24 protein-coding genes and 8 tRNA genes are annotated in these 26,466 nt (G+C 70.6%); 9 read left to right on the plus strand and 23 right to left on the minus strand.

What is annotated here, in order from left to right; genetic code table 11:
• Nucleotides 1-90 precede the first annotated feature (90 nt).
• Nucleotides 91-537 carry a hypothetical protein gene (locus tag ACQPZK_RS19825; protein ID WP_433534432.1) on the plus strand — a complete coding sequence of 149 codons (447 nt, stop codon included), beginning with the start codon at nucleotides 91-93 and terminating at the stop codon, nucleotides 535-537.
• Between the two features lie 37 nt (nucleotides 538-574).
• On the opposite strand, the gene ACQPZK_RS19830 is transcribed toward ACQPZK_RS19825, so the two are convergent.
• The 8 genes from ACQPZK_RS19830 to ACQPZK_RS19865 form a co-directional block, all read right to left on the minus strand.
• Nucleotides 575-645: transfer RNA gene (locus tag ACQPZK_RS19830), tRNA-Cys, on the minus strand.
• Between the two features lie 40 nt (nucleotides 646-685).
• Nucleotides 686-761, minus strand: a tRNA-Ala gene (locus ACQPZK_RS19835).
• 5 nt (nucleotides 762-766) lie between these two features.
• Nucleotides 767-842: transfer RNA gene (locus ACQPZK_RS19840), tRNA-Leu, on the minus strand.
• 13 nt (nucleotides 843-855) lie between these two features.
• A tRNA-Met gene (locus ACQPZK_RS19845) sits at nucleotides 856-927 on the minus strand.
• Between the two features lies 1 nt (nucleotide 928).
• Nucleotides 929-1,004 (minus strand) — tRNA-Leu (locus ACQPZK_RS19850).
• Between the two features lie 6 nt (nucleotides 1,005-1,010).
• Nucleotides 1,011-1,082, minus strand: a tRNA-Gln gene (locus ACQPZK_RS19855).
• Between the two features lie 230 nt (nucleotides 1,083-1,312).
• A tRNA-Pro gene (locus ACQPZK_RS19860) sits at nucleotides 1,313-1,388 on the minus strand.
• Nucleotides 1,389-1,497: 109 nt separating this feature from the next.
• Nucleotides 1,498-1,570, minus strand: a tRNA-Trp gene (locus ACQPZK_RS19865).
• Nucleotides 1,571-2,009: 439 nt separating this feature from the next.
• Here ACQPZK_RS19865 and ACQPZK_RS19870 point away from each other — a divergent pair.
• Nucleotides 2,010-4,478 carry a tetratricopeptide repeat protein gene (locus ACQPZK_RS19870; protein ID WP_433534433.1) on the plus strand — a complete coding sequence of 823 codons (2,469 nt, stop codon included), beginning with the start codon at nucleotides 2,010-2,012 and terminating at the stop codon, nucleotides 4,476-4,478.
• Between the two features lie 85 nt (nucleotides 4,479-4,563).
• Entirely contained in the window at nucleotides 4,564-5,340 is a 777-nt protein-coding gene (locus ACQPZK_RS19875) for an FkbM family methyltransferase (protein WP_433534434.1), read from the plus strand.
• Nucleotides 5,341-5,441: 101 nt separating this feature from the next.
• Here the strand turns inward: ACQPZK_RS19875 and ACQPZK_RS19880 are convergent, their stop codons facing one another.
• The 9 genes from ACQPZK_RS19880 to ACQPZK_RS19920 all read right to left on the minus strand — a co-directional run bounded on the left by ACQPZK_RS19880 (nucleotide 5,442) and on the right by ACQPZK_RS19920 (nucleotide 14,280).
• Nucleotides 5,442-6,626: a radical SAM protein gene (locus tag ACQPZK_RS19880; protein ID WP_433534435.1), complete on the minus strand. Its 1,185-nt coding sequence runs from the start codon at nucleotides 6,624-6,626 to the stop codon at nucleotides 5,442-5,444.
• 94 nt (nucleotides 6,627-6,720) lie between these two features.
• Nucleotides 6,721-6,951, minus strand: coding sequence for a hypothetical protein (locus tag ACQPZK_RS19885; protein WP_433534436.1), 231 nt, complete (start codon nucleotides 6,949-6,951; stop codon nucleotides 6,721-6,723).
• Nucleotides 6,952-7,151: 200 nt separating this feature from the next.
• The gene (locus ACQPZK_RS19890) at nucleotides 7,152-8,108 is read right to left on the minus strand and encodes a hypothetical protein (protein ID WP_433534437.1); all 957 of its coding nucleotides are present in this window, start codon (nucleotides 8,106-8,108) and stop codon (nucleotides 7,152-7,154) included.
• 65 nt (nucleotides 8,109-8,173) lie between these two features.
• On the minus strand, nucleotides 8,174-10,705 hold the full coding sequence (locus ACQPZK_RS19895; protein ID WP_433534438.1) for a CHAT domain-containing protein: 2,532 nt from the start codon (nucleotides 10,703-10,705) through the stop codon (nucleotides 8,174-8,176).
• Between the two features lies 1 nt (nucleotide 10,706).
• The gene (locus ACQPZK_RS19900) at nucleotides 10,707-11,195 is read right to left on the minus strand and encodes a hypothetical protein (protein WP_433534439.1); all 489 of its coding nucleotides are present in this window, start codon (nucleotides 11,193-11,195) and stop codon (nucleotides 10,707-10,709) included.
• Nucleotides 11,192-11,803 (minus strand): RNA polymerase sigma factor, encoded by a 612-nt coding sequence (locus ACQPZK_RS19905; RefSeq protein WP_433534440.1) that lies wholly within the window; start codon nucleotides 11,801-11,803, stop codon nucleotides 11,192-11,194. The genes ACQPZK_RS19900 and ACQPZK_RS19905 overlap by 4 nt, the downstream gene beginning before the upstream one ends.
• 4 nt (nucleotides 11,804-11,807) lie before the next feature.
• Nucleotides 11,808-12,989 carry a S8 family peptidase gene (locus ACQPZK_RS19910; RefSeq protein WP_433534441.1) on the minus strand — a complete coding sequence of 394 codons (1,182 nt, stop codon included), beginning with the start codon at nucleotides 12,987-12,989 and terminating at the stop codon, nucleotides 11,808-11,810.
• A 247-nt stretch (nucleotides 12,990-13,236) separates the two neighbouring features.
• Entirely contained in the window at nucleotides 13,237-13,797 is a 561-nt protein-coding gene (locus tag ACQPZK_RS19915) for a hypothetical protein (RefSeq protein ID WP_433534442.1), read from the minus strand.
• Nucleotides 13,798-13,917: 120 nt separating this feature from the next.
• On the minus strand, nucleotides 13,918-14,280 hold the full coding sequence (locus tag ACQPZK_RS19920; RefSeq protein WP_433534443.1) for a winged helix-turn-helix transcriptional regulator: 363 nt from the start codon (nucleotides 14,278-14,280) through the stop codon (nucleotides 13,918-13,920).
• Between the two features lie 109 nt (nucleotides 14,281-14,389).
• Here ACQPZK_RS19920 and ACQPZK_RS19925 point away from each other — a divergent pair, with 109 nt between their 5' ends.
• On the plus strand, nucleotides 14,390-15,229 hold the full coding sequence (locus tag ACQPZK_RS19925; RefSeq protein WP_433534444.1) for an NAD(P)H-binding protein: 840 nt from the start codon (nucleotides 14,390-14,392) through the stop codon (nucleotides 15,227-15,229).
• A gap of 58 nt (nucleotides 15,230-15,287) precedes the next feature.
• Here the strand turns inward: ACQPZK_RS19925 and ACQPZK_RS19930 are convergent, their stop codons facing one another.
• Complete coding sequence (locus ACQPZK_RS19930; protein WP_433534445.1) at nucleotides 15,288-16,259, minus strand: NADP-dependent oxidoreductase; 972 nt, start codon at nucleotides 16,257-16,259, stop codon at nucleotides 15,288-15,290.
• 327 nt (nucleotides 16,260-16,586) lie between these two features.
• Between ACQPZK_RS19930 and ACQPZK_RS19935 the strand changes: the two genes are divergently transcribed.
• Nucleotides 16,587-17,051 carry a TetR/AcrR family transcriptional regulator gene (locus tag ACQPZK_RS19935; RefSeq protein ID WP_433534446.1) on the plus strand — a complete coding sequence of 155 codons (465 nt, stop codon included), beginning with the start codon at nucleotides 16,587-16,589 and terminating at the stop codon, nucleotides 17,049-17,051.
• Between the two features lie 29 nt (nucleotides 17,052-17,080).
• Here the strand turns inward: ACQPZK_RS19935 and ACQPZK_RS19940 are convergent, their stop codons facing one another.
• The gene (locus tag ACQPZK_RS19940) at nucleotides 17,081-17,518 is read right to left on the minus strand and encodes a hypothetical protein (RefSeq protein WP_433534447.1); all 438 of its coding nucleotides are present in this window, start codon (nucleotides 17,516-17,518) and stop codon (nucleotides 17,081-17,083) included.
• A 266-nt stretch (nucleotides 17,519-17,784) separates the two neighbouring features.
• On the opposite strand from ACQPZK_RS19940, the gene zwf reads away from it, so the two are divergent.
• Nucleotides 17,785-19,278, plus strand: coding sequence for a glucose-6-phosphate dehydrogenase (gene zwf, locus ACQPZK_RS19945; protein WP_433534448.1), 1,494 nt, complete (start codon nucleotides 17,785-17,787; stop codon nucleotides 19,276-19,278).
• Between the two features lie 159 nt (nucleotides 19,279-19,437).
• On the opposite strand, the gene ACQPZK_RS19950 is transcribed toward zwf, so the two are convergent.
• Nucleotides 19,438-20,826 carry an MFS transporter gene (locus ACQPZK_RS19950; protein WP_433534449.1) on the minus strand — a complete coding sequence of 463 codons (1,389 nt, stop codon included), beginning with the start codon at nucleotides 20,824-20,826 and terminating at the stop codon, nucleotides 19,438-19,440.
• A gap of 61 nt (nucleotides 20,827-20,887) precedes the next feature.
• Here ACQPZK_RS19950 and ACQPZK_RS19955 point away from each other — a divergent pair, with 61 nt between their 5' ends.
• The gene (locus ACQPZK_RS19955) at nucleotides 20,888-21,328 is read left to right on the plus strand and encodes a winged helix-turn-helix transcriptional regulator (RefSeq protein WP_433534450.1); all 441 of its coding nucleotides are present in this window, start codon (nucleotides 20,888-20,890) and stop codon (nucleotides 21,326-21,328) included.
• A 233-nt stretch (nucleotides 21,329-21,561) separates the two neighbouring features.
• Nucleotides 21,562-22,692, plus strand: coding sequence for a hypothetical protein (locus tag ACQPZK_RS19960; protein WP_433534451.1), 1,131 nt, complete (start codon nucleotides 21,562-21,564; stop codon nucleotides 22,690-22,692).
• A gap of 44 nt (nucleotides 22,693-22,736) precedes the next feature.
• Here the strand turns inward: ACQPZK_RS19960 and ACQPZK_RS19965 are convergent, their stop codons facing one another.
• From ACQPZK_RS19965 to ACQPZK_RS19975, 3 genes are all read right to left on the minus strand, one after another.
• Nucleotides 22,737-23,912, minus strand: coding sequence for a zinc-dependent alcohol dehydrogenase (locus ACQPZK_RS19965; protein WP_433534452.1), 1,176 nt, complete (start codon nucleotides 23,910-23,912; stop codon nucleotides 22,737-22,739).
• On the minus strand, nucleotides 23,909-24,394 hold the full coding sequence (locus ACQPZK_RS19970; protein WP_433534453.1) for a hypothetical protein: 486 nt from the start codon (nucleotides 24,392-24,394) through the stop codon (nucleotides 23,909-23,911). Before ACQPZK_RS19970 ends, ACQPZK_RS19965 begins: the two co-directional genes overlap by 4 nt.
• 131 nt (nucleotides 24,395-24,525) lie before the next feature.
• A complete protein-coding gene (locus ACQPZK_RS19975) occupies nucleotides 24,526-25,368 on the minus strand; it encodes an aldo/keto reductase (RefSeq protein WP_433534454.1) in 843 nt (280 codons plus the stop codon).
• A 237-nt stretch (nucleotides 25,369-25,605) separates the two neighbouring features.
• Between ACQPZK_RS19975 and ACQPZK_RS19980 the strand changes: the two genes are divergently transcribed.
• Complete coding sequence (locus tag ACQPZK_RS19980) at nucleotides 25,606-26,187, plus strand: type 1 glutamine amidotransferase domain-containing protein (RefSeq protein ID WP_433534455.1); 582 nt, start codon at nucleotides 25,606-25,608, stop codon at nucleotides 26,185-26,187.
• The last annotated feature ends 279 nt before the right edge of the window (nucleotides 26,188-26,466 follow it).

Genomic DNA, 26,466 nt, shown 5'->3' on the forward strand with positions numbered 1-26,466 from the left:
GTAGGCAATTCCTACCGATGCGGTGCCGAAACCGGCCGTCGGAAGATCTGAGTGTCTGACATCTGGCCAGGACACTGAACGGGGAGATCCATGACCGCGCACGTCGACATCCGCACCGGCACGGCGACCGCCGACACCAAACCGACCCGCTGGCAGGACCGCACCGGGCGCGTGCTGATGGCGATCACCGCGGCGGCCACCCTGCTCCCGTTCGCCGAGGGCCTCTCCCGCCTCGGCAGCCTCCCCGACGACATGGTGCTGACGGAGTTCTGGCGGACGTGCGCGTACATCGTGTTCGCCGGGATGTGGGCCCTGCTGGCGGTCGCGCCGCGCAAGCAACGCGGCATGTGGGAACTCCTCCTCTTTCACAAGATCGTGGTCACCGTGCAGGCCGCTTTCGTCCTCGACATTCCGCACGCGACGCGGACCCTGATCGCCGACGGGCTCGTGTCACTGACCACCACCGCCGCCTACCTGCTGTGCCGGGGATGGCAGTCCTGGCGGCGCGGTGCGCTCGGGCCGGATGACAACCGCTGACCCCCGTCAGCCTCCTCTCCGCAGTGGATGGCAGTCGAGGCCGTGCGGGGATTCGAACCCCGGTGCGCGGCTTTGCAGACCGCTCCCTGACCACTCGGGCACACGACCGTGCGAGCCCCCGGCTGGAATCGAACCAGCGACGACGACATGGTGGACCCGACAGGACTCGAACCTGCCACCTCCGCTGTGCGAGAGCGGCGCTCTACCAGATGAGCTACGAGCCCATGCGTACCCGGGGCGGGAGTCGAACCCGCAGAATCTCCGCAGTCTGAGTGCGGCGGCTTTGCCAGTTTGCCCACCCGGGCAGGTGGTGCTGCGTGCCGACGCCCGGTGTCGATCCGGGTGCCTTCCCGTTATGAGCGGGACGCTCTGCCGTTGAGCTACGTCGGCATGGTGCCCTCGACAGGATTCGAACCTGCCCTGCACGGCCCCTCAGACCGTCGCCTCTACCGCTGGGCTACGAGGGCATCGAGCTGGGAGCAGAGGATTCGAACCTCTACGCGCTGGGTCAGAGCCAGCGATGCTGCCGGTTACATCAGCTCCCATCGCGGCCGGCGGGGTGATGGCCCGCCGGCCGGGTCAGCGCCGCGCCAACGACCCCCACAGCCCCGGGAGCGGGGCAGGAGGTGGTCGACCGATGCGGCCGGAGCAGTGGCCACACTGCCGGTTGGGCGAGTACCGCGCGGAGCCACCCGATCCGAGCGGCCTTCCGTCATGCGGCAGTTTGCGCTGGGCGTGCCTACGCCGACGCCCTACCAGCTGAGCTACAACCCCATGGTCCGGGACCGGGGTGTCGAACCCCGTGTCTCTCGCTCCCAAAGCGAGCGGGTCAGCCGTCTCCCTCGTCCCGGAGGTATTGCCCCCGGCCGGCCCGTTGAGCCGCCGGCCGGGGTCTTGCTCATGCCATCCACTGTGGAGTTGAGAATCAACAACGTCGCCGGCCGAAGCCGGGACGAGAAGCAGGGGCGACAGGACTCGAACCTGCAACCTTCGGTTTTGGAGACCGGTGCTCTACCAGTTGAGCTACGCCCCTGTGAAGTTGTCGCCGGTTAACGAAAAAGCCGCCCTGTCCCTGTCGGGGTGGGCGGCTTCGCAGCTTTCGCTGACGCTATTCGCGCCGCCACCCCGGCTTCCAGTTCTGCTCACTCGCGCAAAGGTCGTGGGCTTGCCCGACCGAGGGCAGCACGACACCGCCGCGCGGCATGAACCGCGTGTTTTCGGTGGAGGCGTACTGCAACACGGGGAACTCCCTGGGTTGGTCCGGTTGACCTTGCTCAATCAAGGTAAGCGTTACACCGTCCCAGGGGCAATGGATATTCCTGTCCGGGCGTCGGACTCGCATCCAGGACGTCGACAACCACGTTGGCCTGCGGTGTCTGGCCCCGACGACACACGCCGAGGGCTTCCTGGGCAATCCGACCAACGAGCTCAACAGGATCGGGCGGTAAATCGACCCAGTTACACTCCCCACCGTGCCAGATCGAGCACCGGTACCCAGCACGGCGACCACCGCAGTGGAATATGTGGCAGCGCTCCGCCAGCTGAAAGCCTGGTCGGGGCGCTCCTTCCGGGATCTGACCCGTCTGGCCCGGCAGAGAGGGCGGATCCTGCCCGCGAGCACCCTGGCTTCGGCGCTCGCTCGACCGACGCTGCCGTCCCTGGACATCGTGGTCGCCATCGCGGAAGCGTGTGATCTGCCGCCGGACGAGGTGGCCGAATGGGTAGGCCGGCGTCGTCAGCTGGCTCAGTTGGAGGCCGAGGCGGAGACCACCGCCGGTGCCGCCCCCACCAGGGCGGCCCTGGTCACACCGTATCTGCTGCCGAGTGGGCCGACCTCGTTCGTGGGGCGGAAGGCGGAACTGTCCCGGGCCGGGCACATCCTGCGCGCCGACGGGCAGGGCACGCGTACGGTAGTGATCACCGGCCCGGCCGGGGTGGGAAAGACAACCCTCGCGGTCCGGCTGGCGCAAGTGACCGTCGAGCATTTTCCGGACGGACAACTGTTCGCCGATCTGCGTGGCCCGCACCCCCGGTCGGGCGTCTCGTGGCATGTTCTCGGTGTCTTCCTCCGCGCCCTCGGCGTCAGCAGCCACTCCGTGCCCGCCGCGCTCGAAGAGCGCATCAACCTCTACCGCAGCCTGCTCGCCCAGCGAAGCGTGCTCGTCGTTCTCGACAACGCCGCCGCGGGCCGGGATGTCCAGGCTCTCATCGCCTCGGGGCCGAAGACCGCCACCATCGTCACCAGCCGGAGCGTCCTACCCGGGCTGGACGGCTCTCGGGTGCCGCTGAGACTGCTCAGCGAGCCGGAAGCGCTGGAGATGGTCAAACGCATGATCGGTGAGGAGCGGGTCGCCCGGGAACAGCCCTCCGCGTTCCAGATCGTCAACCGCTGCGACCGGCTTCCGCTGGCCGTGTGGATTGCCGGGGCCCGCTTGGCCGCTCGCCCGGACATGCCGCTGGGCGCTCTGGCCAGAGCGCTCGCCGACGAGCATCGAAAGCTTGATGAGCTGACGGTGGGCGATGTGGCGGTACGCGCCAGCATCGAGCTGACGTATGCGGCGTTGTCGAGCAACCAGCAGGAGGCGCTGTCGTATCTGGCGCAGGTCAACACGGGGGACGTCGCCCCGTGGGCACTCGCGGCTCTGATGGACACCTCGCCGGCCGACGCGACGAAGCTCCTCGACGACCTGGCGGAGTTGCACCTGCTGTTTGTGCGCTACACCGACAACGCCGCACCGCGCTACCGAATGCACGACCTGGTCGCCGCGTTCGCACGGGACAAGGCGGCGCAGATCCGCACGCCGGTCCAGACGGAGCGGGCACGGCTGCGGATGCTCGGCGGGGCGTTGGGCCTGGCGTGCGCGGCCGGCATCCGGATCAACACGGACTTTGACGAGGTGCCGTTCGCTGCCCCGCCCTGGTCGTTCAGCGATCAGACACGTGACGCGGTGCTGGACGACCCGCTCGCCTGGTTCCGGGACGAGTACGGCTTCCTCAAGACGCTCGCCGAAGACATGCTGGCGTCCGTGCCGCTTCCCGCAGCTGGCCTGATCGTGGCTCTGGCGCCATTCATGCAGCTGTCGGGCTACTTCGACGACTGGCTGCACCTGCACAGCCGCGCGATGGGGTCGGTGACTGGTGGCCCGGTCGGGGCCAGCCTGCGGCGCAACCTCGGTGAGTTGTCGACGATCGTGGACGACTACCCGGCAGCGGAACGCCATTACCGCGCGGCGATCGACATGCTTGATCCCTCCGACAAGGCGCGCATCGCCAGCACCTCGGCTGGGTTGGCCTACCTCTACCGCTTGCAGAGCAGGTATGCCGAAGCGGAGGAGCATTTCGCCAGGGCCATCCACCTCGCGGAGGAGGCCGGCAACGACAACTGCCTGATCTACGCGACGACCGGCCTTGGTGTCACGCTGATGGAGCAGGGACGCCGCGACGAAGCGGTGGCGGTGTTCGACGAGAGCCTGCGGCGCAGCGTGGTTATCGGCTATCTGCCGGGGCAGGCGCAGGCGTGGCGCTGCCTCGGGCAGATCAGTCGGCTGGGCGGCGACTACGCCGCCGCCGAACGGCACTACCGCACCGCCGAACGGATCAGCCTGTCGCTGGGCGACCAGTTGAGCGCGACGCACGCCCGGTGCTGGCTCGGTGACGTCCTCGTCAAACAGGGCAAGGAGGTCGAGGGCCGGCGCGTGCTGGCCGAATCCCTCTGGGTCTACCGTGCCGCGGCGAACCGCTGGGGGGAGGCGGCCGCGTTGCACTGCCTGGCCGAAGCTCAGTTGGCTGCCGGAAGACCGGACCTCGCCCGACGCCGTGCCGAGGTGGCGGTGGCCATCTGGACAGAGGTTCATTCGCCATACTGGCTGGCCACGGCCCTGGTCACGCTCAGCAGGGCGCGGAACCTTCTGGACCAGTCTGACCTGGTGAGACGACGGTGATTCAAAAGGCGCCCTCGGGGACGACCCCTGGGCAATTGGCGCGAATCGTCTTCGCGTTGCTTCGGACGCGACTACGGTCAGACCAGTGGTCGACCCCAGAGCGGTGGATGCACTCAAGGCGGACCCGACCCTGTCCGGGTTGAGCCGCTCCTTCGAGGCGTACTACGGCGACCCGGCGCGCGAGGCGGCGATGGACGCGTTCTACGCGCCCCTGGTTCGCCCAGGGGACCTGGTCTTCGACGTCGGCGCACACGTGGGCGACCGGCTCGGCAGCTTCCGGCGGCTGGGCGCGCGCGTGGTCGCCGTCGAGCCGCAACCGCTCTGCGCCCGGGCCCTGCGCGCCCTGTACGCGGGTGACGAGGGGGTGACCGTGGTGGAGGCGGCGTGCGGGCCGGGTACGGAGCCGGTGCGGCTGCACGTCAACTCGGCGAACCCGACGATCTCCACGGCCTCGGCGGATTTCCTGCAGGCCGCCGAGGGGGCCGGCGGCTGGCAGGACGAGATCTGGGACGTCGAGATCGAGGTGGCCGGAACCACGCTCGACACCCTGGTCGCGGCACACGGCGTGCCGGGCTTCGTGAAGATCGACGTGGAGGGTTTCGAGGGCGCCGTGCTGGCCGGGTTGAGCCACCCCCTGCCGGCGCTGTCCTTCGAGTTCACCACCATCGAACGGGCCCTGGCCGCGCACTGCCTGGACCGGCTCACCCGCCTCGGCTTCACCCGGTTCACCGTGGCGCTCGGCGACGAGATGACGTTCGCCCTCAACGGCTGGCTTCCGGCGGACGAGGTGGCGGCGTACCTGCGGGCGCTCCCCCACGAGGCCAACTCGGGCGACGTCTACGCCCGCGCCCGGCTCGCATGACCCTCACTCTGCCGGAAGGCTCGTCCGCCCCGGTCACCCGGATATTCGTACTCATGAGGTGGCCGATGGCAGCGCTGGTCGACGTTGTCCTGTCGGCAGGGCTACAAGCGTCCACTGGTGTAGAGGTAGTCCAGCAACCGGCCGTCGACCCGGTCCTGGAAGGTGTCGGCCACCGCCGGTTCCGGCTGTTCGTACTCGTAGCCGCAGCGCACCCAGCGATCCGGGACGCTGGCCACGTCTAGGTACCCCTCGTCGATGCTGCCCACCTCGAAGCCGGGCTTGCCGGCCGACTGCCAGCAGCTGAAGAGTTGACCGTCGGCGTTGACCACGGCGCCGTACCGACCTCCGGGCATCGAGCAGATGTGGCAGGTGGTTCTCATGCTGGGTCGGACCATCCGGAAGCCCGCCTCCAACGCAGCGATACTCCAACTCGCGAACGCTTCGCTCACCGTGTCGATGTGCCGCATGGTGTTGCGGTATCCGAAGCCCGCGTCGCCCACCCAGGCGAACGTGACGGTGCACCGGTCGGGGTCCAGGCCGGCGGCCAGTTCCCCGACGAGGTCGGCGATCCGGTCGACATTGTGGTGCGACACGTTCACCCGCAGATTCCAGTTCAGCCCGGTGACCTCGGTCGCTCGCGCGACGTTGCGCAGGATGGTGTCGAAGGTCGGGGCTCCAGACCGCTTGACCCGGATCTGGTCATGGTCCGCCCGGCTGCCGTCGAACGTCACCTGGACGCCGTTGAGACCCGCCGCGTACAGGTCGGAGGCCAGTCTCGGGCTCAGCAGTACCCCATTCGTGGTCATCGCGGACTGGTCGAGCCCGATCTCGCGCGCTCGGTTCAGCAGGGTGAGGCAGCCCCGGGGGTTCAGCAGCGGCTCACCCCCGAACAACAGCAGGTACAGGCGATCCAGTTCGCACTGACGCATCCGGTCGCGGGCGAACGCGATGATGCGATCGACGGTGCCAGTGTCCAGCCAGGCCCGCCGGATCCGCGGCGGCCGTGCGCCGCCCGCGTCGTCCATCCCGGTGTTCTGGAAGCAGTAGGCGCAGCCGAGGTTGCAGGTGGTCGTGGTGAGCACGGTCAGCGAGAACGAGACCGGCACGCGCGGCTGGAACGCGCCGATGCGGCGGAGAAAGCCGGTGGTCGTATCGTCCAGCGTGCCGTCGGGCCCTACACACTCGGGGCGCAGCAGGGTCCAGGTCTGGTTCCCGATGAACCACCAGCCATGTTCGCTGCGAATCAGTCGCGGCGCGTCGAGGTCATCCAGGCGGGTGCCGATCATGGTTCTTCCTTCCAGCAGTGTCCTGAAGTTGTTGGCCCAGCGGGGCCTGTAGGCCGTTCACAGCCGCCGACAGGCCCCGCCGTGCCGCATCCGGTCAGGCGCTCGGGCCGGTCTCGCGCTGCAGCGTGGCGTTCTCCGGCGCGCCGATCTGGATCCCGCAGGCGGCGTCCGCGATCTGCGCGGCGCTGCGGTTGGCGAGAACCCGGCTCACCTCCGGCGCCCCGATCTGGACGCCGCAGGCGGCGGCCTCCTCAGCGGAGACGTCCGGCCCCCGGTTGACGAGGATGCTCTCCAGCTCCTCGGCACCGATCTGAATACCGCACATGTGTCCTGCTCCCTTCTCCGGCCGGAGCGACTTCCCGCCGGTCTTCTCAACAGGTGGCGGCAGGGGCCGTCGCAGATACCGATCCGTCGGGTCCTCTCCCCGGTGAGTGCCGCCGCACCCCGCTCAGCGAGGATGTCCGCCATCTGCGGTTGTGCGGCGCGGCATCTCTCCGGCCGCCGGGCCGCACGCACGGTGGCGCCTCAGTTGTCCGGGCACAACCCGGTGCTCCGGATTGGCAGGGCGCTGTCGAGGTAGGTCGCGGCGATCCAGCCGGTGTCGCCGAGGACGGTCGTCCGGGCCCACGCCTCGTCGCCCTTGACGGCTTCCCCGAGGCGGTAACAGGTCACCCGGCCCAGCGTGCCATCGGGCACCTTTCGCAGCACCCGGTCACCGGTGGACGGGCCGGCACGCAGTGACACGTCGGGGCGGGCCTTCACCGCGACAAGCCGGCCGTCGCCGGGAACCAGGCCGTCCTGGAGTCCGCGGCAGGTGAGCGCCGACGAGCCGATCCACATGATGGTGTAGTCCTCGCCGGCGCGTCGCTGGTGGCTGGTGTCGAAGCAGTACGACGGGGTGTCCTGATCCGGCCCGATGCCCTGAGTCGCCAGGTCCAGGAGCGGGATCTGCTTGATCAGGAAGCAGGCGGCGGTGTCGGCGACCGCGCCGACGCGGCCACGGAGGACCGCGACCACGCCGACCGCCCACGAGTTGCGCCGGCTCTGGTAGATGCGCACCGCCAGCCGGTCCGTCTGGTAGGCGCATTCGACCGCGTCGTTGACCTGGCCAAGCCGGTCGGCGAAGCGGCCGAGGTTGTCGAGGAACTGGTTGACCTGGGGTCGCTGCCCCGGCACGATCCGTTGGGTCACCTCGCTGACCAGGTCGACGTACGGTAGGCAGGGGTTTTCGATCGAGGTGTAGCTGCCCTCATCCAGCTTCGGGAGCAGTCCGCCGCTGCGGGTGCCGGCCGGCGGACAGCCGCCACCTCCGGCGATCTTCGCGAGGCCGTCGGCCGTGCCGGGGCGGTTCTCGGCACCGCTGCTCGCCGCGCCGCCGTTCGTGCGGCACGCCGTCAGGAGACCGGCCGCCAGGGCGAGCACGGTGAGGCCGGCGGCGAGACGCGCCCGGCGTCGGAGCTTCTTCACATTGTGGTCAGTCATGCCTGCATGGGGAGCCGGGAGGCATGCTGGATACCTGCTGTCGGCGCGACTCTGGCGCGGTTGATTCAGCCGGCACCGAAACAGACGAAGCTCATGGACTGATTGCCGCTCACGGCCTCGGCCAGCGCGGCCGCCGACGGCCGGCCCGCGGCGACCGCCCGATGATAGGCCGCCATGATCTCCATGGCCCCCTCGTCGGCGACCCGGGTGACGCTCGCGACGACCGTGGCGGTGCCTGCGGCAAGCAGAGCGGTCGGCATGCCGAGCGCCTCGTCGCCGTGCCGCACATCGGTCAGGCCCAGGTCACAGCAGGACAGGACCACGGTACGGGGCGCGGTCCGCAGTTCCTGCACGTCGTACCCCATCAGCGGACCGCCGGCCAGCTCCAGCGTGGAGAACAGCGGGTTCTCGGTCTGGTGCTGCCCATGCGCGGCGACATGGGCGAGGCCGCCGCCCGCCATCGCCGCGAGTGCAGCCGTCGGGGTGGCCTCCGCCCCGGTGAGCAGGACGGCACCTCGGTGCAGCGACGCGACGGCGCGGGCCTCCGCCTCGCCTCGGGGGATTCCCGGACCCGCCACCACCGTCACCGCCGCCGACTCCCCGGCGGGCCTGCCGACGTTCAGGCGGCGCCGGGCGGCCAGCCAGACCCCGACCGACGGCGCCACCGTGACGGGCCGGGACACACACGCCGGCAGGGCGTGCCACGGCGTGGTCAGCAACAGCCCGGTCGGAATCAGCACCAGGTCCCGGTCGCCGACCAGCGGAAGTACCGGGTCGAGCACCATCGACTCCACCTGGTCGGCGTCCTGCCGCGTTGCGGCGCGGACCACCGCCGCCAGCCGGGCGGGCATGGACCGGCCCGCCTGCGCGTCCAGGTCGGCGCGTAACCGTCGTACCGCCTCCTCCGCCGTGCGGCGGTCGCCAAGCACCACCACCGACGTCGCCCGGTCAGTGACCACCAGCGCGCGCAGGACGTCCCCGGCGGCCACGTACACGACGAGCGCCGCGCCGGCCAGCTGCGCTGTCACGGCGGTCAGCGGCGCCGGCGTCGGCGGCGCCACGTCCCGGGAACCGGGCGTCGCCCAGGCCCGCTCCCGGATCACCCGCTGGAGCGCCTCCAACCGACTGTGGAAGGCCAGGGTCGGGCGGCCCGCGAGTTCCGCCTGCCGGACGCGGTGCTGTAGCTGGCGCAGCTCCTCCAGCGCCTCGGCAGCGACCGGGTCGTCGGGTGGCCGCACCGGGGGGAGCAGCAGCGCCTGGGCCCGGGCCCGCTCGGACCACCGGTACACGGCGTTGGCGGAGCCCTCTGCCAGCGCCGCGGCGAGCCCCGCCTCAGCCAGGTCACGGCCGTGCACTGCGGCCCCGGTCTGCAGGTCGGCGCAGCCGAACCGGGCGCGGTGCCGGTGCAGAGCGGCCATCCCGGCCAGCAGACTCCGCCGCGCCTCGGCCGACCGGCCGACCGAGGCCGCCACCTCCGCCCGGGCCATGTGCCAGAGCAGGCGCGTGTCGAGCCGATCGGTCCGCCGCGGTCCGGACTGTCGCCCGATCAGCTCCGCCGCCCGGCGGGGTCGTCCCGCGGCCACCAGCGCCCGGGCCTTGACCAGGCCGGCGAGCCGGGCATCCTCGGGGAGCCCGAGCCGGGCCAACCGGCCGGCCAGCACCCCGGCGCGCCGGGCCACCGTCGCCTGGTCGACCTCGCCGACCGCCTGGTCGGCGCGTAGCTCGAACAGGGCAGCCAGGGCCGCACGGCGGACGTTTGTACGGCCGAGGAACGCGGCGCGGGCGCGTCGGGCCCACCGCGCGGCAGCAACAGGTTCGCCGGCAAGCAGAGCCGCCTCCGCGCGGACCTGAAGAGCATCGGCGTACGTGTGTCCGAGCTGCTGCTGCGCCGCCCGCTCCACCGCGCTTTCGAGTTGCCGTTCGGCCTCGCGGTACAGCCCGGCGGCGACCAACGCGCGGGCCCGTTCCACGGCCAGGTTGGCGAGCCGACCCGGCGCGAGCACCCGGTAGTCGGCGTCGGACTGGGCGAACGCACGCAGCGCGGCGGGCAGATCACCGGCGATCACGTCCAGACAACCCAGGTTGGTCCGCGCCATGGCCACGTGCAGACCGAGCCCGTGCCGGGCGGCGACCTCGGCGCAGCGTCGCAGGTCGGCCCGGGCGAGCCGGACGTTGCCCGCCTCCAGGTGCACGAGGCTGCGATTGTTGAGCGCCTTGACCAGATCAGGCGGATAGGTCAGGTCGCTCAACAGGTCAATGGACTCGTCGTACTGGCGCAGCGCCTCCGCGTTGCGGCCACTGCGCTTGAGCAGCAGGGCCCGCTGGCCGAGCAGGATCGGCCGCTGCGGCGCAGCCACGAGCGCCTCGGCCTCGTCCAGCAGCCGGAAGCCCAGCTCCACCCGGCCGCGCTCGGACTCGGCCCAGGCGAGGCTGATCAGCAGGCGGGCGTGGATGTCGCGCAGGGCGGGGTGGCGCTTCGCCAGCCGCAGGCCCGCCCGCAGTTCCCGGGCGGCCCGCCCCGGCTGACCGGCGTCGCTCGACGCCAGGCCCGCCGCGTGCCAACGGGTGGCTCGGCGAGCGAGTGCGGCCGGGTCCATGTCACAGGGCGAGGGCCGGCGTGACCACCTGGGGCGCGTGCTCACCCCGCGCCGGGTGCACCACCACCTGCGCCAGGCCGTGCGGCACGCCGTCCAGCACAAACCGGCCGGACACGTCGGACTCCACCGTCTGGGACGGCTCGGGCTCGGGGTACCGCAGCTCGACCCGTACGGCGGCGCCAGGCGCGAGCCAGCCGTCGATTCGGACCAGGCCGTCGGGCCGGTCCATGATCGTGATCATCACGGTTCGGCTCTCCGCGTCGAATGTCAGGGTGCGGGTCCGTTCCGTGCCACGCACCGCGCCGACCAGCTGCTCCTCGCGCAGCCGAGCGAACTCCCGGTCGACGTCGTCGAGCGCCAGCACGAGGCGTACCCGGTCGTCGAGGTCGGACGGCGGCGGGTCGAGCCGGCTGAGAACTGCGGCGAGCTGGTCCAGAATCGCCTGGTCCAGGTCGTCGAGCGGCTCGCCGGCGGAATCTGGGGCGGTCACGTCGAGCTCCACGTCGAGTCAGCGGCCAACATCTCCCGTAGCTTCGCCAGGCACCGGCCGCGGGTCGGCCCGATGCTGCCGCGAGGCATGCCCAACGCCTCGGCCACCGCCGTGTAGTCGGGGCGATCGACGTGCGCGACGATCCGCAGCAGCGCCCGGCACCGCTCCGGCAGCCGCGCGACGTGCTGCCACAGCGCCCGGTCACGTTCTTCGGACAGCAGCAGGTCTGCCGGGCCGGGATCCGGGTCGGGCGAGGACTCCAGCCTCGCCGCATTATGCGGCGTCTGACGCTGGGCGAGCCCACGTACCCGCCAGGACTCCCGGCGGGCGGTGGTCACCAGCCACGCGGTGAGCGCGTTCGAGGACCGTATGGTGTGCAGTCCGCGTACCAACTCCAGCCAGGTCGTCTGGACGACATCGGCGGCCGCCTCGGCGTCGAGGCCCTGCGCTCGGGCGACGTGCCACAGCAGCGGGTTGAGGTCCCGGACCACCTCGTCCAGGGCGTCCCGGTCGCCCGCCCTGGCCCGGTCGAGACGCTCGCCGAGGCGTGCCGCGCGGTCGAGCGACGCGCCCGCGCGGTCCACCGGGGTCTCCGACAGATGGGACATGGCATCAGTCCGGAAGCCGCACGGGTGGCGGCACCAGCACGGGCGGCGGCACCAGCCCCTGGGCGAGCTGACCCGCGTACCGGGCCGCCGCGAACGACGTGCCGCTCCAGTAGGCGTAGGCGCCCTGAGCGGTGACCGGTGCCGTGGACAGGGGCATGAGGCTGACCGCGTTCGTGCCCTCGCGCCACTGGCGCACCCACACCCCGTGGTTGCTGTACGACGCTCGAGTGGTCGGCGAGGCGTGGGCCCCGACGCTGATCACGGTGAGAGTCGGGTCGGCCGCGAAGGCAGCCGGATAGACCGGACTGTCCGTACCGTCGTTGCCGGCCGAGGCGACCACCGGAACGCCCCGGTCCGCGAGGCGTTTGAGCGCGTGGCGGACCGGCTGCATCTCTTCTTCCTCGCCGGCCCCCGAACGGCCGAACGCGGTCAGCACGACGTCGACGCGCTGACCGTCGTCGACCCGGTCCGCCAGCCAGTTGAGCGCGTGTGCCGCGTTCAGGTCGCTGACCCGACCCGCGTCGCTCATCACCCGCATCGAGAGGATCCGCGCGTCGGGCGCCTCAAGACGGACCAGTCCGGCGAGGAAGGTGCCGTGGCCCCAATGACTGCCGAAGTCCGGCTGGTCGGTCTCCTCGCCGCGGCTCTCCTGCCCGGCAACCGGCGGGATGGCGCGCGACGGCCTCCATCCCTGGGCCTCCTCCCAGTACGGCTCGCCGCTCGCCTCCACGAGCCAGTCGTGCTCCCGCACCCCGGTGTCGAGCAGTGCCACCACGGGACGTCCGGCCGGTAGCAGGCTGGCCGGGTGCCGTATTGGCTTCGGCAGCATCACGTGGTCGGGCGCCGGAAGCCAGGCGACGGTGCCGTGCCCGCTCTTGCAGCCGCTGGCCCGGAAGTACGGGTAGAGATTCGCCTCCGGCCGGGCGTCGTCCTCGACGGTGGCGGCCGTGCACTCGTAGTCGGGCAGGCACTCCGGCACGTCAATGTCGGATCGGCCGGCCAGTCGGCGGCTGGCCCGGGCAACGGCCACCGGGTCACCCTCAACGGGCAGTTCGACCAGTTCGACGGCGGGCGGTGCGGGGGCGGCCGGCGGGGACAACGGCCGGCCGAGACCGGCCTCGGCCAGCAACCCGTTGAGTCGCTCGACCGTCTCCGGACTCTCCGCCACCCACGCGGGGACGAGCACGACGTCAGGACGGTAAGGGGGGCGCGACACCTGACCTCCCGGTGCTACAGCCAACTGACTCAGGACCGCCCGCGCGACGCGGGGCGGTGGTCACCAGCCCAGTTGAGCACGTTCCGCTGCCGTCGCCAATGGCCCGGCCGGCGCATCGACGATGGCCGTCCGACGTGTATCTCGGAGGTCGATCCGCTCCCCTGCTACAGATGGGCCTGGAGCGGCCCGTGCTCGGCCGACACCACCGTTCAGGAAATCACGAGGCCAGGCTTCGCAGGCGGTCTGCGACTACGAAGGCGGCGTCGTCCGAACCCTGACGCATCCTCGTGGCAGTAATAGCGTCGGCCAACGCGAGCAACTCCTCCGGTGGCAGGCTGTTCGCTCCCTGTACGGGCAATCTCACCCGGACTTCCGGGTTCGATGTGACGACCAGCAGTGACATGAAGCCTCGCCTGGGGCCGCCCTCCGCTCCGACATCAGCCTTGGACAAGTCCACCCACCGCGTACGGAGCAGTCGACGCTCCCCGAGCAACGTCCCGTCCAGCCATGCTCCATACGAGATCACAGCGACCATTGCCAAGCTGACCGCTCCTACGACGTAGGCCCCCAGGACAAGCACGGCAGAGATGAGGACGTGGGGTAGCAGCGAGCCCCACACGTTGATTGGGCTCTCCGTAAGCGACTCAAAGATCAAATCAAAGGCCACCCAGAGCAGGAACCCTCCGACCGCGATGAACGGCAAGCTGAACACGAAGGTCCTGGCCTTCCTCGCTGCGCCTGCACCCACCGACAGTCGAACCTTGGAACGTCGTCGCATGCCACCGATTCCTGTCTCGTCGAGGGCCAAGCAGATCGCGTGAGCGTCGTGCGGCTCGATGGTCCAGGTCAGGCTCCAGCGCCGTCGGTAGGACGGCGCGCGGCGTGGACCCGACCTGGCTCATTGCCCGACGTCGTAGGAGAGCCGCGCTCGCTCCACCTCGGGGAGGTGGGCATCGGCCCAGGTGGCCAGGTGCGCGAAGAGCGGGCCGAGGCTGGCGCCCAACTCGGTGATCTCGTACTCGACTCGAGGAGGCACCTCGGCGTGGTAGGTGCGCGCCACGAGCCCGTCACGTTCGAGTTGCCGCAGCCGCTGGGTGAGCACCTTCGGCGTGATGCTGGTCAACCGGCGTTGAAGCTCCACAAAGCGCTGCCGACCATATTCGTGCAGAGCCCACAGGATGGGCGTGGTCCATCGACTGAAGACGATGTCGACGACCGGCGCCACCGGACATGCCAGCTCAGGATCTGCCGACTGCTTCACGTGGCCTCCGTCACAAACCCATTACTATCCTCTAGGTACCTACTATGCCAACGCTACTAGCGTCTCCCCTCAGCCGTGCGAACGACACGGTCGAACTGGAGATGCAGACATGTTTGTCGTGGTAGGAGCCACCGGAAACGTCGGCCGTACGCTCTCGTCGATCCTCGGGGCGTCGGGTAAGGCTGTGACGGCGGTGTCCCGGGGCCGACGCCCACTCGTCGTACCGGACGGCGTTCGCCACCATCGCGCGGACCTTGAGCAGCCGGAGAGCCTTCGTCCGGCGCTCGACGGCGCCGAGGCGCTGTTCCTGCTCGTGGAGGGCGCGGGAGCTCATCTCGACATGCGCGGAATCCTGCGGGTCGTCGCGGCCGGTGGCGTGCAGCGCATCGTGCTGCAGTCCTCGCAGGCGGCGGGCACCCGACCGGATTCGCCGTCACATGCGCCACTGCGCGCCGTCGAGGACCTCGTCCGTGACTCCGGTCTCGGCTGGACGATCCTGCGCCCCGGCGGCTTCGCCTCCAACGCCATCGCCTGGGCCGAACCGGTCCGGGGCAACCGGATAGTCGCCGCACCGTTCGGCGACGTCGGCCTGCCTCTGATCGACCCGGCCGACATCGCCGAAGTGGCGGCCGCCGCCCTGCTCGACCCCGCACATGTCGGCCACACCTACGAGCTGACCGGCCCTGCCCTGAGTACGCCGCGCGAACGGGTCGCCGAACTCGCCGCCGCGCTCGGGGAGCCGATCGGCTTCGTGAACCAGACGCCAGACGAAGCCCGCGAACAGATGCTGCGGTTCATGCCGCCGGCGGTGGTCGAGGGCACGCTGGCGATCATCGGTGCGCCGACCGCTCGTGAGCAGCGGATCAGCCCGGACGTGGCCGACATCCTGGGCCGCGCACCACGCCCCTTCGCCGCCTGGGCCGCCCGCAACATCGACGCGTTCCGCTGACAGGTCGCGTTGCCGCGAGCCGCTCGCCTGCGGAGACAACGGTCTGCGACCGGCGGCTTCATCGGCCGGTACGGCGCTGATCCCCCGATCCGTTGACTCCGCCGACGGCGCTCAGGACGATCTTGCCGCGACGGGATCCACGCTCGATCGCCGCATGCGCCTCGGCCGCGGCGGCGAAGGGGTGAACCGCTTCGACCGGCACCGTGAACCGGCCCTGATCGACCAGTTCGGCCACGGCGCGCAGGCCGTGCCGGCCGTCCGGTTCACCGGCCAGCGCCCCCATCGACAGCCGTACGCCGTGCTGCGCCGCGGCGAAGTCGGCCAGGGTCACCACCGCCGCCGGGTCGCCGGTCACCGCGACCAGCTCGGCCAGCGATCCGGCGCCGGCCACATCCAGCGCGCGGTCCACCCGGGTCGTCCCGAGGGCGGCGAGCCGGTCGGCCAGTCCCGCGCCGTACCGGACCGGCCGCGCGCCGAGCCCGGCGAGGAACGCGTGATTGTCCGCCCTGGCGGTGCCGATGACGTGTACGCCCCGGCTCGCGGCGAGCTGGACTGCCACGCTGCCCACACCGCCGGCCGCGCCGTCGACCACGAGCGTCATCCCGGCTCGCAGGTCGAGCAGGTCGAGCGCGCGGGTGGCCGTCTCCACGCTGGAGCCGGCCGCCCCGGCCTGCGCCCACGACATCCCGGCCGGTCTGGGCGCCCACATCTGCAGCACCGCGAACTCCGCGCTCGCTCCGCCCAGGCTCGCGAGATCCACGGTGCCGAAGACCTCGTCCCCGACAGCCGTCTCGCCGCTGTCGTCGCCGAGCTCATCGACAGTGCCCGCGGCGTCGACGCCGGGAATGTGCGGCAGGCTCAGCCGGGCGCTCATCGGCGTGCGTCCGGAACGCAGGCCCGCGTCGACCGGTGACACCCCGGCGGCGCGTACCCGGATCCTGATCTGCCCGACCCCCGGCCGTGGCGCCTCGGCCTCGCCGAGGTGAAGCACCTCCGGACCGCCGAACCGGTCGTACTGCACTGCGAACATGGCTGTACCTCCCGCCGTACCGTAAGTCGGTGAACGGAACGCCCGTTCCGGCCAGGCCGAAGTGAGAGAGAAGCGGACGCGAGATGTCTCGGATGCCACGCTCGGACGCCCGCGTCAACCGCGACCGGATCACGGCGGGGGCCCGGCAGGCGTTCGCCGAGTCGGGGGTCGAGGCGCCGATGCGCGAGGTCGCCGCGACCGGATCACGGCGGGGGCCCGGCAGGCGTTCGCCGAGTCGGGGGTCGAGGCGCCGATGCGCGAGGTCGCCGCGACCGGATCACGGCGGGGGCCCGGCAGGCGTTCGCCGAGTCGGGGGTCGAGGCGCCGATGCGCGAGGTCGCCCGCCGCGCGGGCGTGGGGGTGGCCACCCTCTATCGGCACTTCCCCACCCGCGCGGACCTGCTCACCGCCGTCCTCGCCGAGCGGGTCGAGGCCTGCGGGGAGCAGATGCGCCGTGCCCTCGACGACCCGGATCCGTGGCGTGCCCTCTCCGGCATGATCCGGGCGTTCGCCGATCGCCAGGTCCACGATCGCGCGCTCAACGAGGCGCTGCTGGGGCCGGGCGTGGTCGCCGAGGCCTTCGCGGCCGAACGTCGGGAGCACACGCGGGCGATGAACGTGCTGATCGTGCGGGCCCGCGACGCCGGGCTGCTGCGCGCCGGTGTCGGCCCGGACGACGTGCGGGCCGGGCTGCTCGCGATCGCGTCGCTGCGCGGGCTGCCACCCGCGCGGCACGCCCAGGTCGCCGATCGGCTCGCCGGTCTGGTCCTGGCCGGGATGCGTGCCGGCTGACCGGCGCCGGCCGCGGGCCCGGCCAGGCCTTACGAGTCCTCAGGCCACCAGTGCGGGTCCAGGCTCTTGCCGTGGCCCTGGGGGCAACGTCCGTAGCCTGTGCTGGACACATTCCAGTGGTGGAAGCAGAACGGGGCGTCACACCGCTCGCAGAATCCGGCGTCGTCGTAGAAGCCGGCCGTCGTGACGGCGGCGTACCGGTACGGCTTGATGAAGGCGTCGGCGATACGGTGCGCCTCTGCCGGGTCCACTGGCCGTCCGGACCCGTTGCCCGCGACGATTCCGGCGTACAGCAGCCACCATTGCTCACCGCCGTGCGGCTGTCGGGCCGCGGTGAAGGCGTCGCGCTGCGACGGTCGCCAGCGTTGCCAGCTCTCCGGTTGGGCCGCGGGTGCGACGATTTCGATGTGGGCTGACGGTCGTCCGCACACCGCGCACGACGGTTCCGCGACGAAGCCTTGGGGCATGGGTCCCATCCTCCCCCATCCGTCGGCGAGCACCCAGTGGCCGGACGCCGTATGCACGGCGAGTGGGGTGGTTTCCCATCGCGGCGGTGCCAGCCAACGCCGTCACCGAGTCGCCTACCCGTCATCCGGCATGCGAGGCTCAAGCTCCGCAACCAACGAGCCACGCCGGGTGGCCGTCGGACACCACTGCCACAGCCGCCCAATTCCTGGCCTGACAGCACGGCATCCCCCACCCCACACCACTTGTGCCCGGAGGAACGCAGACAATGGACCACGCATCCCAGCTCATCCAGGAGCGGAGTGCCCCGCCGGCCACGCTGGTGATCTTCGGTGCGTCCGGTGACCTGACCCGGCGCAAGCTGCTGCCAGCGGTAGAGAGCCTGGCTCGGCACGAGCGACTCCCGGATCAGTTCGCGCTCGTCGGTGTCGCGCGCACGTCGATGACCGACGAGCAGTTCGCCGAGAGCGCGCTCGGGGAACACGCCCTCGCCAGCAAACGGCAACTCCAGGGCGGCGTGCGGTACGTGACCGGCGGTTACGACGACCCGGAGACCTACAAGCGACTCGTGGAGACCCTCGACGAGCTCGACGCACAGCGGGGCACGTCCGGCAACCGGCTCTTCTACCTGTCCACCCCGGCCGGCGCCTTCGAGCCGGTGATCAATGGACTCGCCCGCGTCGGGCTCAACCAGCCACGCGAAGGCTCATTCTCCCGCCTGGTCATCGAGAAGCCGTACGGGCGCGACCTGGTCACGGCCCGCGAACTCGACGGCGTCGTGCACAGCGCCTTCGACGAGCACCAGGTCTTTCGTATCGATCATTACCTGGGCAAGGACACCGTCCAGAACGTCCTCGCGCTGCGCTTCGCGAACTCGATCTTCCAGCCCATCTGGGACCGCTCCTGGGTCGACCACGTCCAGATCACCGTCGCCGAGACCCTCGGCGTCGGCAGCCGCGGCGGCTTCTACGAGGACGCCGGCGCGATGCGGGACATCGTGCAGAACCACGTGCTCCAGGTCCTCGCGCTGGCACTGATGGAGCCACCGGCCTCGTTCGAGGCCGAGGGCCTGCGCAACGAGAAGGTCAAGCTGCTGCAGGCGATCCGCCTTCCCACCGACCGGGACATCGCCGAAGCCGCGGTCCGGGGACAGTACACCCGGGGTGGCACCCGCGAGGAGTTGATGGCCGGTTACCGCGAGGAGACCGGCGTCGACCCCCTGTCGCGGACGGAGACCTACGCCGCCATGCGGCTCAACGTGGACAACTGGCGCTGGGCCGGGGTGCCGTTCTACGTCCGCACCGGCAAGCGCCTGCCGGCCCGGCTCACCGAGGTGGCACTGCAGTTCCAGCGACCGCCGCACCTGCCCATTCCGACCGATCAGCTCACCGGCCTCGAAGCTGACGCGCTGATCCTGCGGATCCAGCCGAACGAGGGCATCTCGCTGCGCTTCGGTGCCAAGGTGCCGGGCCACTCCTTCCGGGTCCGCACCGCCACCATGGAGTTCTCGTACGACCAGACGTTCGTCGAAGAGTCCCCGGAGGCGTACGAGCGTCTGCTCCTGGACGCGCTGATCGGTGACGCGTCGCTGTTCATCCGCAGTGACGAGGTTCAGCAGTGCTGGCGGATCGTCGACCCGATCATCGACCACTGGGAGAAGGACTACTCGCCGATCCCCACCTACGAGGCCGCCTCCTGGGGCCCGACCGACGCCGACCGGCTCATCGGCCGACATGGCCGCAAGTGGCGCAACTCCGCATGACCCTGCCACCACGGGTACGACCGCGGATTCGGCGCGCAGGGATGATGCCCCGTCGGCGCCGATCCGGCGATCCCGTTCCGTGCTCGCTCGCCGACGGGTAGCGGCCTGACCGGTCCCGGCGGGAGGACGCCGACGCGTCGCATCACCCCTGACTGCCGCTCAGGGGTGATGCGACTCCGCCGAGGACCGTGCGCCCAGGCCGGGCAGGCTCAGCGCGGCGCCGATCACGGCCGCGACCAGCGGGACGACGAGTGCTGCTCGGAAGCTGTCCAGGGCCCCGCGGCTCTCCGTGCCCACCACCACCGCGGTGACGAGGGCCAGGCCGATCGCCGCCCCGAACTGGAACGACATGGTCAGGATTCCGCTCGCCAGGCCCTGCTCCTGCTCGGCGACGCGGTCCGTCGCCGCGATCGTCAACGGCCCGTAGGCGAGCGCGAACGCGATTCCGAGCAACAGGAACGTCGGCACCATCGCGGGGAACGTCCAATCCGCCCCGAGCGGCAGGAAGGTGGCATACGCGGCCACCGCCAGCAGGAACCCGCCGAGCACGACCATCGGCGTACCGAAGCGGTCCACCAACTTGGGAGTCAACGTGGGTGCCAGGACGGCGTCCACGCCGATGATCGCGAGTGCCAGCCCGGTCTCCCACTCGGACCAGCCGCGCAACTCCTGCAGGTAGAGCACCGCGACGAACTGGAACCCGGTGAACGAACCGACCAGCAGCATCGCGCCCGCGTTGGCCCGCAGCAACGGACCGGAGCGCAGGATGCCGAGCCGGATCAGCGGCGCGGACGACCGACGCTGCCCGGCCACGAACACCGCGAGCAGGACCGACGCGGCGGCGAAGGTGCCGAGGGTGACCGCGACACCGACGTCCGGTGCACGGACCACCGCCACGACGAGCAGCATCATGCCGCCGGTCAGGGTGGCCGTACCCAGCACGTCGATGCCTCCCGCGCGTGCCGGACGGGGTGGATCGCGGGGAATCAACGGTACGGCCGCGATCAGAATGGCGGTGGCCACCACCACCGGCGCGAAGAAGACCCAGCGCCAGTCGACCGCGGTGAGCAACCCACCGGCCACCATGCCCAGCGAGAAGCCGCCGGCCGCCGCACCGGCGTAGACCAGGACAGCGCGGTCCCGGGCCCGCCCCTCGGCGAAGCTGGTGGTGATGATCGACAACCCGGCCGGGGCCAGGAACGCGGCGGCCACCCCGGTCACGAAACGGGCGAGCAGCAGCATCCAGCCCTCGGTGGCGAGGCCACCGACCCCGGAGAAGGCGATGAAGACGACCAGCCAGCCGAGGAACATCCGGCGGCGGCCCAGCAGATCGGCCGCGCGGCCGCCGAGCAGCACGAATCCCCCATAGCCGAGTACGTACGCGCTCACCACCCATTGCAACGACGAGGTGGACAGACTCAGGTCGGCACGGATCGAGGGCAGGGCGACGCCCATCATCGACACGTCGATGCCCTCCAGGAAGATCGCACCGCAGAGGACCGCGAGCAGAGCGGCCCGGTCGGTACGGGGCACAGGTGGCGCCACCATCAAGGTTCTCCTTCGGAAGTCGGTTCCTTCTTGTAACCGCTCCGATGCTCCGCCAGGATGGGTGACTGTGGAAGAAGGCACTTCAGAGTCACCGACTTACTGCCGCAGTACCGAGGGCTACGAGGACGCGTTCCAGTGGGACACCCGCGCCGACTGCGAGGTCCGGCACATCCTCGACCGCATCGCGGACAAATGGTCGCTGCTGGTGATCGCGTTGCTTGAGTGTCGACGGCTGCGGTTCACCGAACTGATGCGAGAGATCGACGGGGTCAGCCAGCGCATGCTCACGGTCACCCTGCGACAGTTGGAACGCGACGGGCTGGTGCACCGGACCGTCCATCCGGTCATCCCACCCAAGGTCGAGTACGAACTCACGCCGCTCGCCGAGACGCTGCAGCAGACGGTCCAGGCGCTGGTCACCTGGACCGAGGACCACCAGCGGGAGATCGTCGAGGCGCGTCAGGCGTACGACGCCAGAGCGGCCGCGGCGGCCAACGCCTGATCGTCCCCGCCGCCGGAGCCGACCCGGCGGTGGTCATCGGCTGGATTGCCGGGAACCCGGACCCGCCGCGCGTCCACTGCCATCGGGGAAGACCCAAGCCCGGCGAATCGGCTGCACCCATCGGGATGGTCTCTTAGGCTGCGTGGGCGGGCCGTCCGGTTCGACGCATGCGTAGCGACACCCCCGGTTTTCGCCGTCGTCGGCCAAACCCCGGCTACCGGTGAGGAGCAGCGGTGACCCACAGCGAAGGGCGTCGCCCGGAAGTAGTCGTGGGACTGGTGGCAACCCCGCCGGATCAGCCGGCCCGGGTGGCGGCGAGGCTCATCTCCGAGCTGACCGGCGGGCTCGTCGAGCGGGTGAGCGCGGACGTGCGGTGGACCGTCCGGGAAGGCTGGGGCGAGGTGGCGCCGCGTCGCGATGGCGGCGCGGAGGCGCTGCTCGACGATCTTGCCAGGCGGCGTACGGACGACCACTGGGACGTTGCCATCTGCCTGACCGACCTGCCACTGCACGCCGGGCGGGCACCCCTGGTCGCGCAGACCTCCGGCCGGCGTCAAGTCGGGATGATTTCCCTGCCCGCGCTGGGACTGCGCCAGATGCGCTCGGTCCGCGCAGCCGTCCCGGATCTGGTGGGCCAGCTGCTGGCCGACGGCTCCGACCACCGGGTGCCGGCGGCCGACCAGGCGCCGGCCGAGATGACACGGCACCTTCCCGCCGTCCGTCGGGTGATCGACGGGGCCGACCCCGGTGAGCGGCGCTACCTCGCCTCGGGGCTGATCGGCCGGGCGCGCCTGCTGACCGGCATGGTCCGCGCCAACCGTCCTGGACGGGCCCTGCTGGGCCTGTCCAAGCTGCTGGTCGGCGCGTTCGGCACCGCTGCGTTCGCGCTCACCACGGACACCATCTGGCAGATGGGCGATGCCCTCGGCGGACTCCGGCTGGCTGTGATCATGGTGCTCGGGTTGAGCGCGTTGGTGGCCTGGTTGATCATCGCGCACGACCTGTGGGAGAAGCCGAGCCGCGAGACGCCGGCCGAGCTGGCACGGCTGTTCAACCTGGGTACGATCCTCACTCTCAGTCTGGCCACAGCCGTGTCCTACGTGGTGCTGTTCGTGGGAACGGTGCTCGTCGGGGCGCTGCTGATCGACACATCGGTGTTCGAGCAGGTTCTACAGCGGCAGGTGAACGCCGTCGATTATCTGACGCTCGCCTGGATCACCAGCTCACTGGCCACTGTCGGCGGCGCGATCGGCTCAGGGCTGGAGAACGAGGAGACCGTCCGGGCTGCCGCATACGGCTACCATCCCCACCCCGGCGGCTGGCAGGACGAGAAGGGCAGCGAGCGGTCCGGCGGCGCGAGCTGAGCGGGGCCCACGCCGCCGGGGTCGCGCTGGGCGCGACGGGATCATCAGTTGGTGGGCTGGAAGACGGCTCGCACGCATCCGTCGAGTTTCTGTTTGAACATCTCGTAGCCGCGCGGCGCTTCGTCCAACGGCATGGTGTGTGTCGCGAGATGTTCGGTGACCAGTTCGCCGCGGGCCATCCGCTCCAGCAGCATGGGAATGTAGCGCTGTCCGTGCTGCTGTGCGCCGCGCAGCGTCAGCCCCTTGTTCATCACCGCTCCGAGCGGGAACTTGTCGACCAGGCCGGCGAACACGCCCAGGACGAAGACACTGCCGCCCTTGCGGCAGTTGTAGATCGCCTCCCGGGCGGCGATCGGGCGGTCGGACTCGATGCGCAGCTGCTGCTTGACCTGGTCGTACCAGAATTGCGGACCGTTGCTGTGCGACTCCATACCCACTGCCTCGATGCACACGTCGGGGCCCCGGCCGCCACTGCGCTCCAACAATTCGCCGCCGACGTCCTGCTGCTCGTAGTTCAGTGTCTCGACGCCGAGATGTGTCTGGGCCATCTGGAGCCGGTTGTCGAGTCGGTCGATCACGATCACCCGATCGGCACCGAGCAGCACGGACGCCCGAGCCGCCATCTGCCCCACCGCGCCGGCGCCCCAGACCGCCACGACATCGCCCGGTTTGACGCCGGCGAGGTCAGCGCCCATCCATCCCGTCGGCGCGGAGTCGGAGGCGAAGAGCGCGCGCTCGTCGCTCACCTCGTCCGGGACGGTGAAGGCGCCCTGGTCGGCGTAGGGGACGCGGATGTACTCGGCGTGGCTGCCGGCGAAGCCCCCCAGTGCGTGCGAGTAGCCGTAGCAGCCTCCGGGCGCCGCGCCCCAGACGTTCTCGGTGATCATCGGGTTCGTGTTCCCGTTGTCGCACAGCGAGAACTGTTGTTGCTGGCAGTACCAGCACTTGCCGCAGGATATGAACGAGCAGACGACGACCCGGTCGCCGACTTTGTGGTTGCGGACCTGCGGACCGACCTCGACTACGTCGCCGAGGAACTCGTGCCCGAGGACGTCACCGCGTTCCATGAACGGGATGTACCCGCCGAGCAGGTGCAGATCAGAACCGCAGGTCACCGTCCGACGGACCCGCACGATGATGTCCTGCTCGTTGCGGATCTGCGGGTCCGGCACCTGCCGCACCGCGAGCTCGTTGGCTCCCTCCCAGACGAGCGCCCTCACTGTCGTCCCTCCCGCCGGCCCTGTCGGGTGGCCATTCGCAGTGGTGTGTTCATCAGAGTCGGCTCGGTGGTGGGCGGATAGTCCGGGTGCAGGACCTCGCTGGTCTCAATCAGTTGCTTCGACTCTCGCAGCGCAGCCCGGACCGCCTGTTCGGGATCCCGGCCGGTCACCCGTTGGGCTGCGGCGACAACCGGGAGCCGGGCGCCGTCGCGCAGCCGTACGGCGATCTCGGTCCCCCGGCCGCCCGGGGCCGGCCGGACCTGGACCTCGACGGCGTCCCCGAGCCCGGCCAGCGGCTCGGGCAACCGGCCCCCGGGGGCGACATCACCCGCCGGTCGGTTCACCGTCGCCACGTGCCACCGCGCCCCGCGCCGCCGGGCCTGGCCCCGTTGCCACTGGTCGTCGCCGTCAGCCCCGCCGAGCAGGCGCCGGGCGACCATACCGCCGGCAACCGCGGCCGCTCCACCGATCAGCCACTTCATGTTCGCCCCTGTCACTTGATCTGCTCGCGGCTGCCGTCGATAATCGGCACCCTTCAGGGCAAACACTTTCATAAAGTGCGGATCGCGCAGGGGTATTCGTGACAGTCGCAGAATTCTCGCTGGTCAGAGCCCTACAACATCTCCAGCGGTTGCGGGCTGGTGGGTGGCGGGAACGCCGTGTCGAGCGCCGCGACGTCTTCCTCGGTCAGGTGCAGGTCGCGCGCTTCCGCGTTCTCCCGGGTGTGTTCCGAGTTGGACGATCGGGGAATGGCCGCGACCGCTTCCTGCCGCAGCACCCAGGCCAGCGCGACCTGAGCGGGCGTCGCCCCGTGCCGCGCGGCCACCTCCTGGAGCTGGTCGTGGCCGAGCAGTCTGCCCTGCTCGATCGGGGAGTACGCCATCACCGGGATCCGGTGTTCACGTAGCCAAGGCAGCAGGTCGTACTCGGGACCGCGGCGGGTGAGGTTGTACAGGATCTGGTTGGTCGCGCAGTCGTTCCCGCCCGCATCGAGCAGCTCGGTCATGTCGGACAGGTCGAAGTTGCTCACGCCCCACTGCCCGATGTCACCGGCGTCGACGAGTTCGGCGAACGCCTCGACCGTCTCCGCGAGCGGATGACTGCCGCGCCAGTGCAGCAGATAGAGATCGATATGGTCGACGCCGAGTCGTTGCAGGCTGCGACGGCAGGCCTGCACGGTTCCCTGCCGGCTGGCGTTCGACGGCAGCACCTTGTCGACCAGGAACACGTCATCACGCCGTCCGGCGATGGCCTCGCCGACAAGCTCCTCGGCGGCGCCGTCGCCGTACATCTCGGCGGTGTCGATCAAGGTCATGCCCAGGTCCAGGCCAGTGTGCAGGGCGGAGATCTCATCGCGTCGCCGCCCAGGGTGCTCACCCAGGTACCACGTGCCCTGGCCGAGCACGGGCATGCTCTGGCCGGACGGCAGTTCGATCGCAGCGGTAGGGAGAGTCATGTCGGCCTTTCCGGGGCCTCGGCGGCAGTTAATCAGTGCGTTACCCGCTTCGAGCGAGGGCAGTCTCGGAGGGCGGCCCCGCCCCGCGCAGACCCGGTCCGATCGGCGAGCGGACCGATCCGTCCACCCCTGAGCGAGCGTCGGTGACCTGTTTCCCGGTCCCAGCACCGGGAAGGCGGCCGCGAGCGAACGATGCGCCGTCGACGGGGCGGCGCCGCGAGGGAGAGGCCACCCGACATGGCGCAGAACCAGCAGCCACTGACCGGCAAACGAATCGCTTGTCTCGCCGCCGACGGGGTGGAGGACGTGGAGTACACCCAGTCCCGAGCCGCCGCGGAGCAGGCGGGCGCCGAGGTCCACCTGATCTCGTTGAACCCCGGCGAGATCCAGTCGATGAACCAGGACATCGACCCGGCCAACCGCTACCGGGTGGACCGGACCGTCAACGAGGCCAACGCGGCCGACTACGACGCCCTGCTGCTGCCGGGCGGGACGGTCAACCCCGACCGGCTCCGAATGAACCCGCAGGCCATGGACTTCGTCCGGGCGTTCTTCCAGCAACAGAAGCCGGTCGCGGCGATCTGCCACGGCCCCTGGTCACTGGTCGAGACCGGCATGGTGAACGGCCGGACCGTCACCTCGTTCCCCAGTCTGCGGACCGACATCCGCAACGCGGGCGGGAACTGGGTGGACCAACAGGTTCAGGTCGACAACGGCCTGGTCACCAGCCGCAACCCCGGTGATCTTCCGGCCTTCTGCGCCAAGATGGTCGAGGTGTTCGCCCAGGGCGAGAACGTCCGCCAGATGGCGAGGGCCTGACCCGCTGAAGGGCTCAGGACCCGGGGGATCCGACCGGGCCTGAGCCCGTAGCGGCGCATCCCGCCTGGGACGACCGAAACGCCACCGCTCCTTGCCGAGCAGCGGCTGCTGCTGGCGGTCGCGGCCTTGACGCCGGCTGAGCAGCGGGACAGGGATCCCCTCCGTACCGCGACCGATGCGCGGATTGAGGCGATTTTCGAGGGGTATGCGGGACCTCTGTGGGTCGCGTACCGGACTTCCATGAGCCGGAATGGCTCGGCCGGGGTGCGACCGGATGCG

The organism is Micromonospora sp. CA-249363, from assembly GCF_050950185.1.
In the GTDB taxonomy this organism is placed as follows: domain Bacteria; phylum Actinomycetota; class Actinomycetes; order Mycobacteriales; family Micromonosporaceae; genus Micromonospora.